15 protein-coding genes are annotated in these 14,657 nt (G+C 62.5%); 13 read left to right on the top strand and 2 right to left on the bottom strand.

All coding sequences use genetic code 11. The features are described 5' to 3' along the window. Positions 1-51: 51 nt before the first annotated feature. The 10 genes from nrfD (GO707_RS02895) to GO707_RS02850 all read left to right on the top strand — a co-directional run bounded on the left by nrfD (GO707_RS02895) (position 52) and on the right by GO707_RS02850 (position 10,318). The gene (nrfD, locus tag GO707_RS02895; RefSeq protein WP_198160993.1) at positions 52-1,137 is read left to right on the top strand and encodes an NrfD/PsrC family molybdoenzyme membrane anchor subunit; all 1,086 of its coding nucleotides are present in this window, start codon (positions 52-54) and stop codon (positions 1,135-1,137) included. Beyond that, positions 1,125-1,667 carry a GntR family transcriptional regulator gene (locus tag GO707_RS02890; protein ID WP_227070354.1) on the top strand — a complete coding sequence of 181 codons (543 nt, stop codon included), beginning with the start codon at positions 1,125-1,127 and terminating at the stop codon, positions 1,665-1,667. The genes nrfD (GO707_RS02895) and GO707_RS02890 overlap by 13 nt, the downstream gene beginning before the upstream one ends. Continuing rightward, on the top strand, positions 1,570-2,517 hold the full coding sequence (locus GO707_RS02885) for a slipin family protein (protein WP_114539618.1): 948 nt from the start codon (positions 1,570-1,572) through the stop codon (positions 2,515-2,517). The genes GO707_RS02890 and GO707_RS02885 overlap by 98 nt, the downstream gene beginning before the upstream one ends. A gap of 655 nt (positions 2,518-3,172) precedes the next feature. Continuing rightward, entirely contained in the window at positions 3,173-5,626 is a 2,454-nt protein-coding gene (locus GO707_RS02880) for a molybdopterin-containing oxidoreductase family protein (RefSeq protein WP_157011986.1), read from the top strand. Between the two features lie 2 nt (positions 5,627-5,628). After that, positions 5,629-6,258 (top strand): 4Fe-4S dicluster domain-containing protein, encoded by a 630-nt coding sequence (locus GO707_RS02875; RefSeq protein WP_114539621.1) that lies wholly within the window; start codon positions 5,629-5,631, stop codon positions 6,256-6,258. Positions 6,259-6,331: 73 nt separating this feature from the next. Next, positions 6,332-7,621: an NrfD/PsrC family molybdoenzyme membrane anchor subunit gene (gene nrfD, locus GO707_RS02870; RefSeq protein WP_114539622.1), complete on the top strand. Its 1,290-nt coding sequence runs from the start codon at positions 6,332-6,334 to the stop codon at positions 7,619-7,621. A 343-nt stretch (positions 7,622-7,964) separates the two neighbouring features. Continuing rightward, a complete protein-coding gene (locus GO707_RS02865; protein WP_114539623.1) occupies positions 7,965-8,366 on the top strand; it encodes a hypothetical protein in 402 nt (133 codons plus the stop codon). Then, a complete protein-coding gene (locus GO707_RS02860) occupies positions 8,356-8,796 on the top strand; it encodes a DUF4405 domain-containing protein (protein WP_114539624.1) in 441 nt (146 codons plus the stop codon). The genes GO707_RS02865 and GO707_RS02860 overlap by 11 nt, the downstream gene beginning before the upstream one ends. 105 nt (positions 8,797-8,901) lie before the next feature. Then, positions 8,902-9,411 carry a prolyl-tRNA synthetase associated domain-containing protein gene (locus GO707_RS02855; protein WP_237974325.1) on the top strand — a complete coding sequence of 170 codons (510 nt, stop codon included), beginning with the start codon at positions 8,902-8,904 and terminating at the stop codon, positions 9,409-9,411. A 115-nt stretch (positions 9,412-9,526) separates the two neighbouring features. Then, positions 9,527-10,318, top strand: coding sequence for a TorD/DmsD family molecular chaperone (locus tag GO707_RS02850; RefSeq protein WP_157011984.1), 792 nt, complete (start codon positions 9,527-9,529; stop codon positions 10,316-10,318). A 24-nt stretch (positions 10,319-10,342) separates the two neighbouring features. On the opposite strand, the gene GO707_RS02845 is transcribed toward GO707_RS02850, so the two are convergent. Continuing rightward, positions 10,343-11,293: a DUF5685 family protein gene (locus GO707_RS02845; protein WP_157011982.1), complete on the bottom strand. Its 951-nt coding sequence runs from the start codon at positions 11,291-11,293 to the stop codon at positions 10,343-10,345. An 11-nt stretch (positions 11,294-11,304) separates the two neighbouring features. After that, on the bottom strand, positions 11,305-12,048 hold the full coding sequence (locus GO707_RS02840; RefSeq protein WP_157011980.1) for a class I SAM-dependent methyltransferase: 744 nt from the start codon (positions 12,046-12,048) through the stop codon (positions 11,305-11,307). Positions 12,049-12,226: 178 nt separating this feature from the next. On the opposite strand from GO707_RS02840, the gene GO707_RS02835 reads away from it, so the two are divergent. The 3 genes from GO707_RS02835 to GO707_RS12020 all read left to right on the top strand — a co-directional run bounded on the left by GO707_RS02835 (position 12,227) and on the right by GO707_RS12020 (position 14,655). Continuing rightward, complete coding sequence (locus tag GO707_RS02835) at positions 12,227-13,588, top strand: amidohydrolase family protein (protein WP_157011978.1); 1,362 nt, start codon at positions 12,227-12,229, stop codon at positions 13,586-13,588. 151 nt (positions 13,589-13,739) lie between these two features. Further along, a complete protein-coding gene (locus tag GO707_RS02830; RefSeq protein ID WP_114548781.1) occupies positions 13,740-13,952 on the top strand; it encodes a CASC3 protein CASC3 in 213 nt (70 codons plus the stop codon). A gap of 22 nt (positions 13,953-13,974) precedes the next feature. Then, complete coding sequence (locus GO707_RS12020) at positions 13,975-14,655, top strand: Sec-independent protein translocase subunit TatA/TatB (protein WP_114548780.1); 681 nt, start codon at positions 13,975-13,977, stop codon at positions 14,653-14,655. Positions 14,656-14,657 lie beyond the last annotated feature (2 nt).

Genomic DNA, 14,657 nt, shown 5'->3' with positions numbered 1-14,657 from the left:
ATTGGCGAGCGTTTGTGTCATACTTCGGGAAACGGAATCGAAGGGGGCGCGTTGTTCGGGGAGCTGGTGACAGCCTATCTGTTCTTGGCCGGGGTCGGCGCGGGCGGCGTGGCCGCGGCGTCTGTGGCCGACCTGCTCTTCGTGCGCGAGCCCTTCGGCGCGGATGTGGTGCCTGACTTCGCTGAGAAGCGCCCGGCTGAGCGCCTGGTCGCCGGTGTGCTGGCCCTCTCCTGCGGGGCGCTGGCCCTGGGCGCCGGCTGCCTCGCCGCCGACCTCGGGCGTATCGACCGCGTGCTGTCGCTGTTTACGGCACCGCCTGTGACGCTCATGAACCTGGGCGCCTGGGCCGTGGCGCTGCTGACGGCGCTGGCGGCGGCGCTCGCCCTGGCGCGGTTTCTGTACGTGCCCTGGTTGCGTCGGTGCGCGATGGTGGTCGCGGAGATCGTCGCCTGCGGGCTGGCCGTGGTCGTGGCGGTTTACGCCGGGCTGCTGCTGCAGACGCTTTCCGGGGTGCGGCTGTGGTCGTCGCCCTGGGTACCGGCGCTCTTCGCACTGTCGGCCGCCTCCTGCGGCTGCGCCCTGCTCATGGCCGGGGCGCTTTTCGTGGAAGGCGACGGGAGCGTTCGGAAGGCGGTGCGCAGCGCCGCCCGCGTCGATGTGGTCGTCATCGTGGCGGAGGCGGTGGCGGCCGCGGGGCTTCTCGCCTTCGCGCTGGGAAGCGATCACGCGGGTGTGCGAGCCTCGGCGACGAGCCTCATGCACGGCCCGGCGGCGCTGCCCTGGTGGGCGGCTTTCGTGGCCTGCGGCCTTGCGGCGGCGCTCGCCGTGGAAGTCGGCTGCCTTGTTCGCGGGCACGGGCGCTCGCGCTCGGCTGCGAAGGCGGTCGCGAAGGCGTATCCCGCTGCGGCCCTGGCTCTTGCGGCTGCCCTCGTGCTCGTGGGTGCTCTGGGCCTGCGCGCCGCGGTGGTGGAGGCCGGTGCCCAGCGTCCCTTGGAGCTGCAGGAAGCGGAAGCCCCCGCTTCCGTACCTTCCGAAAACGAGGAGGCGGCGGGCTTGCGTTCCGCGCCTTCCGCAGAGGAAAGCGGGGGAGAAGGCTCCGCAACGGGAAGAGAGGACGTGACCCTGTGGTCAAACTAGGCAAGACGATACCGGCCGGGGACCTGTTCCAGCTGGACGATGCCAGCTCCATCCCCGTCTGGCTCCAGTTGAAGAACCGCTTCATCTACCTCATCACCTCGGGGTTCTACCTGCCGGGCGACCAGCTGCCCACGGTGCGGGGCCTGGCCGCCGAGGTGGAGGTGAACTACAACACCGTGAGCAAGGTGTACCAGAGCCTGGAGGAGGACGGCTACATCGTGTCGAAGCGGCGGCTCGGGGCGTTCGTGGCCGATGTGTCCGACAAGCCCGGCGTCTTGGCCGAGGTGACGGCGGAGATCGTCACGGCAGAGTACCTCAAGCGCTGCCAGGAGCTCGGCATGTCGCTGGAGGATATCGACGCGCAGTTCACAGCGGCGCTCGTGGCCGCCAAGGCCAAGCGCGAGAAGGATGGCACAAGCGAAGGAGCAGCCCATGACCCGCAAGAAGCACGGCGCGGACGCCTCGTCAAGTTCCCCGAGCCCGCAGGAGAGGGCGCCGCAGACGGGCGCGCGGCTGGAAACGGGGCGTAACCGCACCTCCCGCAACGGCGCCGTGGCGTTCACCATCATCGTGTTCGCCGCTGTTTGCGCGCTGGTGCTCGCCTGCGCCCAGGCCCTCGCGGGCAGTATTGGCCTTGCGGCCCTCGTGATCGCCGCGGTAGTTGGCGCCCTGGCCGCCTCGTCGGTGCACATCGTCATGGAATGGGAGCGCGCCGTGGTCATGCGCTTCGGCCGCTTCAACCGTGTGGCGGGGCCGGGCATCGTGTTCACCTGGCCCGTCATCGAGTTCTACACCGTGCGCATCGACCAGCGCGTGGCGGCCACCTACTTCGGCGCCGAGGAGACGCTCACGTCCGATTTGGTGCCCGTGAACGTGGATGCCGTGGTGTTCTGGATGGTGTTTTCCCCGAAGAAGGCGGCCTGCGAGGTGGAGGACTACGCGAGCGCCGTGGCGTGGATGGCCCAGGCCACGCTGCGGGCGGCCATCGGCCGTGCGAGCCTGGCCGAGGTGGCCTGTCGGCGCGATCAGCTGGATGCCGAGCTGAAAGAGGTGCTGGAGGCGAAGCTGGACGGCTGGGGGATCGACGTCATAGACGTGGAGGTGCGCGACATCGTGGTGCCCCGCGAGCTGCAGCCGGCGATGGCCGCCGGTGCCATCGCGGCCCGCGAGCGCGACGCCCGCATGACCCTGGCCGAGGCGGAGGCGGATATCTCCGACATGCTGAAGGACGCGAGCGCCAGCTATGCCGGAGACCCCGAGGCTATGAGGTTGCGCACCATGCATCTGGCCTACGAGTCCGTGAAGCAATCTGGCGGCACGCTCGTCATCCCCAGCGCCTTCAGCGAGGGCTTTGTGCCCGAAGGCGGGGAGAAGGCCTAGCGACCGACGACGCATCTGTGCTACAATGGGCCTCGCCTAGAGAACTTGGCCCCGAAGGGCCGGGACGCCCGAAGACGTCCCGGTAGCGAGGGTGCCTAGTCCTCGCTGTTGTTGGATGACCCGTCACTATGTGGCGGGTCCCCGCTTTCTAGGGCCAAAAGTGCAACCCCAAGAGTGGCGGCTCCAATCAAAGTCTGGACTAAGGCCAGGAAAATGCTCATCTGCATCACCTCCCTCCCGTTATCTAGAATTGGTGTTAGGGGAGATGTATGCAGAGAGCCCCAGCTCCCCGCTTAATTCATAATAATACAAACAAATATTCTATAATCAAGACTTGACTTTGCAAAATGGTGCAATTTTCTGCCATGAAAATGGTTTGCATGAAATGATCTCTGATCCGGTGTTTTGAATCAAGGACAAATTTTGTCATAGATTGTCCTACATTTTCTCTTGACAACATATGACAAAGTATGACAGACTGGCAGCATCAGAATCCGGCCGATTCTAAAGACATGTACGGTATCCCATCAAACTGTTGCGCGATTACCGGGTTCGCCCATGGGGGATGGGAAAGAGGAGGAAAGCGCAAGACGATTCTGCGGATCAGCTCTCTGTCTGAATTGCGCGTTCCTCTCACTCGAAAGAGGAGGAGAGAATGTCTGGAAGCGAAAAGCGTTCCAATCTCACTCGCAGAGGTCTCCTGAAGGCTACTGGGGCGACTGTGGGAGCGGCGGCGCTTATCGGCGGCGGTGTCTTACGGGCGCTTGGTCCTGATGAGGGGGCTTTTGCCGAGGAGCCTGAGGACCAAACAAAATGTCGTGTAGGCTGCTGCTGGACCTGTGTTTACTGTCAATATGAAGCACACGTTAGAGATGGAAAGATTGTAAAGCTTTCTCCGATTGAGGGCGGAAGCCCTCGGGGTTCTCGTATGTGCCTTCGAGGTCGTTCAAGGATGCGTGCTGTTTACAACCCCAATCGAATTCTTTATCCGATGAAGCGAGCTGGCGAGCGAGGGGAAGGCAATTGGGAACGAATCAGTTGGGATGAGGCAATATCTACTATTGCGTCAAAATGGAAATCGTATAGGGAGGAATTCGGTCCACGCTCTGTTGCATACTATTGGGGTTCTGGGAATTGCGCCGCGCTTGGTTCGGGCAACTTTGGAGGTCTTTTAGGACGGCTTGCAAATGTTCTCGAGATGACCATGGTGGATTACTGCACAGATATGGCCCTTGGATATGGCATGGCGCGGGTTGCGGGGGACGGGATGTTCCGAAATGGAGCCTCGCTCATAGGCAATGCCGATAAAGTTGTCATGTGGGGGTGCAACTTTGTCGATGCTTGGTGGCAGCATTGGTGGCCCCTTGCTGATGCAATGGAAAAGGGAAGTACGAGGCTTATCGTAGTTGACCCCAACTACTCCACCACTGCGTCTAAGGCGAATATGTGGGTGTCTAATCGTCCCGGTTCGGACCCCGCTCTGCTCCTTGGGATAATGAATTACATCGTCGAAAACGATTTGCACAATAAGGAGTTTTTGCTAAATCATTCGAATGCATCTTTTTTGATACGTCAGGATACAAAAAAAATCCTTCGTGCAAGCGACCTCGGCATTCTTTCTAAGGAGAAAGGAGACTCCTCTGTCGAAAATGTGTCGGAAATCCTCGATTCTCCTATTGTCTGGGATGAGCAATCGCAGACAACAGTTGCCTATGATGCCGCTGTCAGCCCGGCTCTCTCCGGAGAGAGGCTGGTGCATGGGATACCAGTGAAAACAGCCTTCGACATGCTTTGCGATGAGCTCGGAAAGTACTCGCTTGAAAGAACCTCGGAACTGACTGAAGTTTCAGTTGACGATATCCGAAAGCTCGCAATCGAGGAATCCGAAGGAGAGATCTGGAACATCGCAGGATATGCAAGTCAGGCTTACGATAATGGTGCCGAGTTCGGGCAGGCGCTTGCTACGCTGGCTATTTTGACGGGCACGGTAGGGCGTGCTGGCTCTTGTGTTGGAGGTTCTTGGTACTCTTTCAACACTAATCCTGCGTTCATGGCTCCGACAGGCACGTTTGTTAATACTGTTCCCGTTCTTTCTATGACTGACATTATGGACTCCGGGCAATATGCTGGGGAAGACTACCCGATCAAGTCTCTATTTGTAGCTGCTGCGAATCCTATGTCGAGCGGTGGAAGCTCAAATGAGATATTGGAATGGTGGAATAAGATTGACTTTATCGTTGTGTCTGATCTGCAATATAGCGATAGTGTGAAATATGCCGATATAGTGTTGCCTTGTGCGCATGCGCTTGAAGTCGAGGATGTGCTAAAGGGTAGTTATTATCCGTATGTTGGAATAACCGAAAAGGCGGTCGAGTCGCCTGCAGAGGCAAAAAGCGATTCTGATATTGCCCGGTTAATATCGGTCGAAATGGGCGTTGGAGAGTATTTTGAAAAGACCGATGAAGAGTACTTGAGGGAATTGGTTGACGAGTCCGAGCTCGGTCTTGAACGGGGCATCACTCTCGATAGGCTTCGGGTTGAAAAAGATATCTGTTACGACGAAACAGATATCAAATTCTATGGCGGAGTATTTCCAACAGAAACGGGCAGGGCAAATATCTATTGCGAAACGGTTGTGCCGCGTATCGATTGGGGTCAAGAGCTCGATCCTGATTTTGGACATGTTCCAACGTTCTCTCTCCCCAACGAAGCGTGGCCCAGGGGTGAGGTCGCGAAAAAATATCCTTTTACTTTGATGTCGCACCGGCTACGAACACGCTGGCACACTGGCGAGTTCGAAAATGAATGGATGCGTGAGATCGCGCCCGAGCCCATTGTGAAGATTAATCCATCAGATGCAATAGCCCGCAGCATTGAAGACAATTCTTATGTCGAGCTGTTCAACGAACGAGGACATGCCGTCGTTCGTGCGATTTACGCAGACGATATTCGTCCAGGGGTGCTGATTTACCCGAAAGGCTGGCAGCAGTGTGAATTCAAGGAAGGCGGGTTCTCGGAAATGACCTCAGCTCATTGCAATCCGTTTACCGTAAACACATCGTTTATGGATGTGGCGGCAGACATTCGACCGTGGGGGCAGGGAGAGTAAAAATGAGTGGATCGAGATACGGCTTTGCCATAGATACAATAAGGTGCGTCGGGTGCCATACCTGTTCTATAGCATGCAAAATTGAGAATAATTTACCAGACGATGTGATCTGGAACCGCGTTTTGACAAATGGTGGCGCCTCCATGGATACAGCGAGTGGAACGTTTCCTAATCTCAGCAAGGAGTATGTAACCGTTGCGTGTCAACATTGCGAGAATCCTGCATGTGTGAAGGTCTGCCCTGTCGGTGCAACGTTTAAAGATCCGGATACCGGTGCGGTAAGGCAAGATTATGATAAATGCATTGGATGTCGTATGTGCATAGCTGCTTGTCCTTATACGGGGGTTCGTTCTTTCAATTGGGATGAGCCGACTCATTCAATAGGATTTGCCGTTGGAGACACAGATGCGCCTGAACACCAGAAGCATACGGTGGAAAAATGCACAATGTGCTGGCATAGGCTTGCCCGTGGAGAAGAGCCGACTTGCGTAGAGGCATGCTTGGCAAAGGCTAGGCATTGGGGCGATTTGGACGATCCGAATTCGGAAATTTCCAAGCTTATAGCTTCGCGCGAGTACAAGCAGCTGCTTCCTGAAGAGGGAACGAAGCCGTCGGTGTATTACCTGGTGTAGGGCGCTTTCCCTCGTCATGCGATATCGCGGGCGGGGCGTGGTTGCGCCGCCCGCCTACTTCTAGGAGATTCTCATGTCTGATTTCTCTACTGGGGCCATCGTCGATGATGACCTCGACCTTAGTGCGGCCAAGGGCCGCTCAAAAAGCCATGAGGCGGTCGCTGCTAAGACGGCCGCATGGGGCGGCAAGGGGCTGAACGCCGCCATCGGCGTCTCGGCCGTCATCATGGTTGCCGGCATCGTGCTGTGGGGTGTGCAGCTCTCGGGCGGCATGGTGCAGACCGGCATGCGCAATCTGAGCTCGTGGGGCCTCTACATCACGTCGTTCATGTTCTTCGTGGGCCTGTCGGCCGGCGGCCTCATCATCTCGTCGGTGCCCAAGGCCTTTGGCATCGCGGGCTTCGGCGGCATCTCCAAGGTGGCCGTCATGAGCTCCATCGCCTGCACCGTGGCCGCCATCGGCATGGTGGTGGTAGACCTCGGCCAGCCGGCGCGCCTGTGGGAGCTGTTCGCCTACTCCAACCTAGGCAGCCCGCTCATGTGGGACATCGTGGTGCTCGGAACCTACCTCATCCTGTCCTGCGTGTACCTGTGGGCCCAGGTGCGGGCCGACGCGGGCAAGGTGTCCCACACCGCCCTGCGCGTGATCTCGGTCGTGGCGCTCGTCACCGCCGTGCTCGTGCACTCGGTGACCGCCTGGATCTTCGGGCTTCAGCAAGGCCGCGAGATGTGGCACACGGCCCTGCTCGCCCCCTGGTTCGTGTCCTCGGCGCTTGTGTGCGGCACGGCGCTCGTGATGGTGGTCGCCATCGCGCTGCGCCGCGCGGGATACCTCTCGCTCGACCAGGCCTACCTGGTGAAGCTCGCCAAGCTGCTCGGCGCCTTCGTCGTGGTGGACCTGTACTTCTTCGGCTGCGACCTGCTCACCGAGGCGTTCCCCGGCGGCTCGGGCGCGGAGGTGGTCGCCATGCTGACGGCCGGCCCGCTCGTCCCTTACTTCTGGACGGAGGTCGTCGGCTGCGCCCTCTGCGCCGTCATTTGCTTCACGCCGGCGCTGCGCACCAACGCCCTGCTGGTCGCCGGCTCGCTGCTCGCGATCCTCGGCATCTTCTGCAAGCGCGTGCAGCTGCTCGTCGGCGGCTTCCAGATCGCCAACCTGGACTACGCCGGCCCGCTAACCCCCATGCAGCACACGGCGTGGGATTCCGGCCTCTCCGGCATCTACGGCGGCATGGTCTACTGGCCGACGCCGCTGGAGCTCGGCGTGACCCTCGGCGTCGTGGCCCTGGGCGTGCTGGTGTTCCTGCTGGGCATTAAGCTCCTGCCCCTTCGCCCGAAAGACGACGAGGCGCCTTCCGAGTAACCGTCCCTCTTATGTGCAGGCCCGCGCCGCCCCTTCCCGGCGCGGGTCCCTTTGGTGAGATAGACGTGGCGCATTCGCGAGTGTGGTTTCGGAGGGGATGCTCCACAAAGGAAGTCTCAGAAAATAAAAGTGAAGCGTGGGAGCGAAATTTTCGAGTTGTTAGGTGTCGTTGCGCGCGCCATTGGCCGTATCGGTTGGGAGAAAACTCTACGACCTGGGGTTTTGCTTCCGCGCTTTCCCTGTGGGCTCTCCGAGCGCGCAAGCAAACCCCTAACAACTCGAAAATCTTGGTCCAATAATGGCTTGAAAATTGTCTGGCTCAGCGAAAGGGAGGAGATTCGCAATGCTGAAGAAGTTGGTCGCCACCGCTGTCTTGGCGGCGCTCGTGGGCGCGGTGGCGATGGTCGGCTTTGCGGCTGCGCCCTCGACGGCTATCCAGCCCATCGCCGCTGATTCGCCGTGTCCGGCCGCGGGGTGCGCGTCGGACGCGTGCCATGGGTTCGAGGCGGTGCCCGAGCCCGACGGGGCTCACGAGATGGTGTGCCCCGAGGCCGGTTGCGCGTCGACGGAGTGCCATGGGTGGGGCTCGCTGATCGAGCGCTACCATCAGGCCTCCGACATGTCGTTGAACGTGTGGATACTTATGCCGGTGGCCCTCGTGCTGGGGCTGTGGCTGCTCGTGCGCCGCATGGGCCGCGGCGCTCGTAGGACTGCCGGCGAAGAGGAGGCCTGCTATGAAGCGTAGCCATGCGCTGTTCGACATCGCCGTGCTCGCCGTGTACCTGCTGGCGGCCAACCCGGCCCTCACGGGCATCCCGCTGCACGAGTTCCTTGGGCTCGGCGCCTTCATCATGGTCGCGGCCCATGTGGTCGAGAGCGGGGAAGGTCTGGGCGGCCGCGGGCGCGTGGGCCAGCTCGTTCTGAACGCCGTGCTGCTCCTGGCGCTTGCTGTGTGCGTCGTGTCCGGCGTCATGGTGTCGGGGACGGTGCTGCCCTCCCTGGGGCTGTACGCCTCGGGCTACCACTTTTGGGATCCGCTTCACGCGGTGGCGGCCAAGGTGCTCTTGGCGGCCCTGCTCGTGCATCTGGTCGTGCGCGCTCCCGCCGCGCTGGCGGTTCTACGGCAACGCAGGGGTCTTCGCGCTGCGGAAAGCGATTGCCTGATGGGCCGCTGATCCAAGTTAGTCTTCCACCCCGCTTTTCTTCGCTATACTGTGCCGCAGAGAAATCGACGGCGTGTTTGCGATAGGCGATGCCGGACGGCGGAAAGGAGCGGGGCCGTGACATTTGGAAAAGAAGAGGTGTGCGCGTATCTGGACAGTCGCGGGGTTGTCTACGATCGAGTCGATCACGAGGCGGTCTTCACCATGGAGGCGATGGATGCGCTCTCATTGCCCTTCGCCAATGTGGTGGTGAAGAACCTCTTTTTGCGCGACGACAAGAAGCGCAACTACTATCTGGTCGTCATGCCCGAGGATAAGCCGGCGAATCTGAAGGCTTTGCGGGCGGCTCTCGGAGCGCGGCCCTTGCGTTTTGCCTCGGAAGAGGACTTGCAGGGAATTCTCGGTCTGCGCGGTGGGGCGGTCTCTCCTTTCGGCGTGCTGAACGATACGGAAGGGAAAGTGCAGGTGGTGTTGGATGCGGCTTTGCGCGATTGGCCGGCCGTGGGCGTGCATCCCAACGACAACACGGCCACGCTGCGCGTTCCTCTGTCCGACTTGCTGGCGCTGTTCGAAGATCGCGCCGTGCCCTATCGGTTCGTCGCCACAAGCGAGGCTTCTGCGCAGTAGGGCGCTCGGCGTCAGCCATGGAGTTGCGACGCTGGTCGCGAAGCTACGCCGACAACGGGGCCGCACAATGCTATGCTTCTCGTTGATAAAACCCATCCGCAAAGGAGGAACTTCCATGACCGTATCCGCAAACATTTGGCAGGCTCGCGCGGCGATGTGCGAGCTTTTGGCGCTGTCGTTCCGCTATCCGGAGGACAAAGTGCTCGCCGAGGCCATCGCCTCGGGGGAGTGGGGCGAGGCCGCCGACGAGATTGCCGGTGTGCTGGGGCTCGACTGGACGGTCGCTACGGCCCCCGGTGCCGCTGAGGCCGCTGCGCTGCCCGACCCGGACGACATCCAGAAGGAGCTGCGCCCCGAGGCTACGCGCCTGTTCGTGGGCGCTCCCGAGGCGGCGTGCAGCCCGTACGAGGGCGTGTGGCGGGCCAAGGCCGAGGGCGTGCAGCCGCTCTTGTTCGTGAACCCGCACTCCATGGCCGTGGAGCGCTTTTGCAAGGCTTGCGGCCTGGGTCGTCCCGAGGGCACCAACGAGCCGCTCGACGCGGTGTGGACCGAGCTGGAGCTGCTGGAGTACCTAGCCCTGCGCGCGGCGGCCGACGTTATGGACGAGGCGGCCGAGGCCGATGTGGAAGCCGGTGGCGACGGCGCTCCCACCGAGGAGCAGGCTGCGCAGTACAAGGAGATCGGCGAGGAGATTGACGAGTTCGACGCGGAGGACGACGGTTCCGAGCCCGGCGACGTGGTGGCCTCGGCCGATTTGCCCGGCGGCTCTCCGGAGGCGGCCTGGGACGAGTTCATGACCGAGCACGCGAAGGTGTGGATGCCCCAGTTCGCCGAGGCCTGCGAGAAGGATTCCCGCGTGCCGTTCTACAAGCAGGCCGCCAGCCTGCTTGGCGCCTTCATCAAGTAGCGTCAGCGCGGTTGCGCGCGTCGGTCAGTTTCGAGGGGGTTCGCTCTGCGGGCTCCCTTCATTTTGCGCGAGGGCGTCTTGGGGCGGATAGGCCTTGTTGAACTGGGCCCAGACACCGGAGTACAGAATGGCGTCCATGAGGTGCGCGTCTTGCACCAGCGGCAGGCGCTCGTAGGGGGCGGCCGCATCGGCGGCGGCGAGGGCCAGCGTGGCGCGCATGGCATCGGCGTCAGAGCCGAGCGTTACGAAGGGGTTGTAGCTGCCGGTACGCGCGTCGTTGGCGAAGTCCACGGTGGCGTCCATCAGGTAAATGAAGCGCCCCAAGCCGTTGCCCAAAGCCTCCATGGCCTCGGCCCAGAAGCCCTGGTTGTGGGCGAACAGCCGCCCGAGCATGCGCCCGAACTCGCGGGCTGCGGCATCGGGGTCGAACGCGAGGGCGGTATCGGTTGCGTCTGCGCTAAGAGGAGAGACGCAAGCGGTTTCAGTGCTGTCCGAAAGTGCCGGTGTGTTGTTGCGTTCAGCGCCTTCGATAGCCCGAATCGCCGCCATGGCTCGCTCAATCTCGGCGCACTGCTCGGGGATGCGCGCCCGGGCCCGCTCGTAGGCGCCGGCGAGCAGGCGCTCGGCCGCCCGTGCCGCAAGATCGCCGTCGTCGGCCACGTCGTCGAGCACCTTGTGGTAGGCGAGTGCCACGGAAAGGTCGGCGGCATAGTCGGTCCACGCCGAGCGCGCCCATGCCCGCGGGGCGGCCGGTGCCGGGTGCATCACGCAATGGCTCGTGCCCTGCGTCTCGGCAGGCTCATGCAGGGAGTTGCACAGCAGCACGAAGAAGGTGAGGTCGTAGGTCAGGCACGCCCGCGACAGCTGCCCGTACCGGTCTCGCAGCGCGAGGCACAGCCCGCAGTACACCGCCCGGTAGCGCTCTTTCTCCTCCTCGGAAAGTGCTCCCGCATCCGCCACCACGAACCCGAACATGGGCTGCTCGTTTACTCCGGCTTCTTCGCGACATGCACGGCCGCGATGCCGCCGGTGTAGTTCTTCCAGGTGACGTCGGTAAAGCCGGCCTCGCGCATCATCTCCGCCAGGCCTTCCTGGTCGGGGAAGGCGCGGATCGATTTCGCCAAGTACACGAAGCCGTCCTTGTCGCCGGTGACCAGGCCGCCCCAAAACGGGATGAGGTGGCGCAGGTAGAAGTGGTACAGCGCCCGCCACGCGCCGTTGGGCGGCGTGGAGAACTCCAGGCACACGAGCGAGCCGCCCGGCTTCAATACGCGGAACATCTCGGAAAGCGCCCGGGGCCGGTCGGGCATGTTACGGATGCCGTAGGCCATGGTGATGACGTCGTAGGAGGCGTCCGCGTAGGGGATGTCCTGGGCGTCCACGACCTCGAAATCGATGGGCACGCCGGCGCCGTCCCCCTCATCGATGTGCATGCGCGCCACGTCCAGCATCTCGGGTACCAAATCGGTGCACTGGATATGGCTCGGGTGCTTGGTGCGGGCCACGGTGAAGGTGACGTCTCCGGTGCCCCCCGCGATGTCCAGCACGTCGTGGCTCTCATCGATGGGGGCCTGGCGCATCATGCCCGCGAGCCACAGCTTGTAGGCGCCGAAGCTGGAGAGGGCGTTGAACCGCTCGTATTTCCGGGCGATATGCGAGAAGATGTCGCGCACGCGCTCGCTGGAAAGCTCGGCCGGGGCCTCGAGCCCGGTGGCGGTGTCGATGGTCATAGGCGTAAAACTCCCTCGTGCGGCGCGCCGATCCCGCAAGATCGCGCCCTTCGTATCGTCGTTTGGCCCCAGTATAGGGCACTCGCCCGCAAATCGAGGGCGCATATCCCTAGGCGGCGCGGCGCCGTGCTATCATGGGTGGCTAATTGAACACGCCCCTCATGAATTGGGAGGTACCATGCTTCTGTGTGCCCAGTATATCCTGCCGGTTTCTTCCGAGCCCATCATCGATGGCGCGGTCCTCGTGCGCGACGGCGTCATTCGCGACATCGGGAAGGCCGAGCAATTGCGCCTGCGCTACCCCGAGGAAGAGGTCGTCGACCAGGGTCTGGCCGCCGTCATGCCCGGCCTGGTTGACCTGCATACGCGCCTCGAGCAATCGGTGCTGCGCGGCGTGGTGAACGACGCGCCCTATGTGCAGTGGCTCGCGGAAGTGGCCCAGAAAAGCGGGCGCATGGAAGCTTCAGATTGGTTCGACTCCGCTATTCTGGGCGGCCTGGACGCTCTCTCCAGCGGCATCACCACGGTGGCCGACATCACGCTGACCGGCGCCTCCTGCACGGCCGTGAACAAGCTCGGCCTGCGCTCGGTGATCTACCGCCAGGTGGGCGCCATGGACAAGAACCGCATCGACGCGGCCATGCAGTTCGCCCAGAAGGACATCCTGCACTGGCGCGAGGAGGTCGACTCCGACCGCGTCGCCATCGGCATTGCCGCGGCGCCCCTGTTCACCAACCACCCGGCCATGCTTTCCGCTATCTCGAAATTCGCCCAGAAGGAGGATCTGCCCGTGGCCCTGTGGCTCGCCGGCAGCCGTGAGGAGTCCGATTTCGTGCGCTACGGCTCGTCGCCCTTCCAAGTGCACGGCGGCGATGTGAAGCGCGGTTACGTGGAGATTCCGCCCTGGTTGCCCACGGGTGTGAGCCCGGTGCGCTATGCTCTCAACTGGAACGCCTTCGACGCCGACAACGTCATGATCATCGGCGCGGTCTACGTGGACGACGAGGATTTGAAGAAGCTGCGCTCCCACAACGTGGCCGTTTGCGTGTGCCCGCGCACCTCGGCCCAGCTGGGCATGGGCGTCGCGCCGCTGGACGAGTACATCCGCGCCGGCCTGCGCGTGGGCCTCGGCACCGACTCGCCGGCGGCCACGGAATCCACCGACATGCTCTCGGAGATGCGCCTGGGCATGCTGCTGCAGCGCGCCGTGAACCCCGGGCGCTTCCTCGACTCCCATACGATGCTCGAGGTGGCCACGCTCGGCGGCGCGCGGGCACTCGGCATTGCTGATAAGGTGGGGTCGCTGGAGATCGGCAAATGCGCCGACATGATCGCCGTGGATCTGTCCAGCTCGCATCAGTCCTTCACGACCGATCCGGTGGCCGCCGTGGTGAACACCTGCACCACGGCCGACGTGCTCATGACCATGGTCGACGGCAACGTTCTGTACGAGAAGAACCGCTGGCACGTGAAGGTGGAAGTGGCGAAGAGCATCGCGCGGGTCATCGAGATCCGCTCCAAGCTGCGCCCCGAGGCCTAGCGGGCGCAATCGCTGAGCGGGGTGCTCGGCGCAGTTGTGAATTCGTGGAGGGCGCGCCGCGGCAGGCATTTTCGCTGGCGCGGCGCGCCCGCTTCTGCGATAATGCCATATTTGCGTATACTTGAAGTTGGGAACCTGAGGAGTACCCGCGATGTCGAGCAAGAAGAACAAGACCGGCGCGAAGAACCCCACGCGCAAGCAGCAGGCTGAGCGCATCAAGCAGGCCGAGGAACGCGAGCGCCGTGCCAAGGAGGCCGCCGAGGCCAAGGCGCGCACCAAGAAGATCTTCACCGTGGTCGTGTGCATCATTCTCGTACTCGCCTTGGGCATTCCCACTATGGCGTTGACCGTGCTCTCGCTGTAGAGCTGTTGAAAGGATATCAGTCGTGTTTGGAATCGGCGGATTCGAGCTTTTCCTCATTCTGCTGTTCGGGTTCCTCATCTTCGGGCCCGATAAGCTGCCGGCCATGGCGAAGACCCTCGGCAAGGCCATCGCGAAGTTCCGCAACGCCCAGGAGGAAATGAGCGGGGTGCTGAAGGGGGAGATGGTGTTCGACAAGGACGCCGAGGATCCCTTCAAGAATCCGCTCGACGCCCTGGACGAGGCGGCGGCCAAGGCCAAGAAGGGCGCCGAGGGCGCCAAGAAGGCCGCGAGCGCTGTGTCGAAGAAGGCGAGCGCAACCACCAAGAAGAGCACTTCCACCGCTGCCGCCGGCGCCGCCGCAGCTGCTGCGGCCAAGGCCGAGCAGGACGGCGAGGGCACAGCCGATAAGGCCGAGGAGGCCCCGGCCAAGCCCGAGAGCTTCGCCGAGCGCAAGGCTCGCTACGACCGCGAGCGCGCCGAGCGCAAGGCCGCCGAGGAAGCGGAGCTGAAGAAGAAGGAAGAAGAGGAGCGCAAGGCCGCAGCTGAGAAGCGCAAGGCCGAAGCGGCCAAGAAGCGCGAGGAAGCGGCCGCCAAGCGGAAGGCCGAGGCGGAGGCCAAGAAGGCCGCCGAAGAGGCCAAGGCCGTGACCGAGGCCGCCGATGCGGCTGCCCCCGCCGCTGCCGACGAGAAGAAGGAGGCGTAACG

This window comes from Adlercreutzia rubneri (genome assembly GCF_009755265.1).
GTDB classification, from domain to species: domain Bacteria; phylum Actinomycetota; class Coriobacteriia; order Coriobacteriales; family Eggerthellaceae; genus Adlercreutzia; species Adlercreutzia rubneri.
Note: the sequence above shows the minus strand (reverse complement) of the source record. Positions and strands in the feature narration are given on the sequence as shown.

Coding starts and splice junctions, on each gene's coding strand:
- GO707_RS02885 (WP_114539618.1), top strand. CDS start 1,570: ATGACCCGCAAGAAGCACGGCGCGGACGCCTCGTCAAGTTCCCCGAGC.
- GO707_RS02880 (WP_157011986.1), top strand. CDS start 3,173: ATGTCTGGAAGCGAAAAGCGTTCCAATCTCACTCGCAGAGGTCTCCTG.
- GO707_RS02875 (WP_114539621.1), top strand. CDS start 5,629: ATGAGTGGATCGAGATACGGCTTTGCCATAGATACAATAAGGTGCGTC.
- nrfD (WP_114539622.1), top strand. CDS start 6,332: ATGTCTGATTTCTCTACTGGGGCCATCGTCGATGATGACCTCGACCTT.
- GO707_RS02865 (WP_114539623.1), top strand. CDS start 7,965: ATGCTGAAGAAGTTGGTCGCCACCGCTGTCTTGGCGGCGCTCGTGGGC.
- GO707_RS02860 (WP_114539624.1), top strand. CDS start 8,356: ATGAAGCGTAGCCATGCGCTGTTCGACATCGCCGTGCTCGCCGTGTAC.
- GO707_RS02850 (WP_157011984.1), top strand. CDS start 9,527: ATGACCGTATCCGCAAACATTTGGCAGGCTCGCGCGGCGATGTGCGAG.
- GO707_RS02845 (WP_157011982.1), bottom strand. CDS start 11,293: ATGTTCGGGTTCGTGGTGGCGGATGCGGGAGCACTTTCCGAGGAGGAG.
- GO707_RS02840 (WP_157011980.1), bottom strand. CDS start 12,048: ATGACCATCGACACCGCCACCGGGCTCGAGGCCCCGGCCGAGCTTTCC.
- GO707_RS02835 (WP_157011978.1), top strand. CDS start 12,227: ATGCTTCTGTGTGCCCAGTATATCCTGCCGGTTTCTTCCGAGCCCATC.
- GO707_RS02830 (WP_114548781.1), top strand. CDS start 13,740: ATGTCGAGCAAGAAGAACAAGACCGGCGCGAAGAACCCCACGCGCAAG.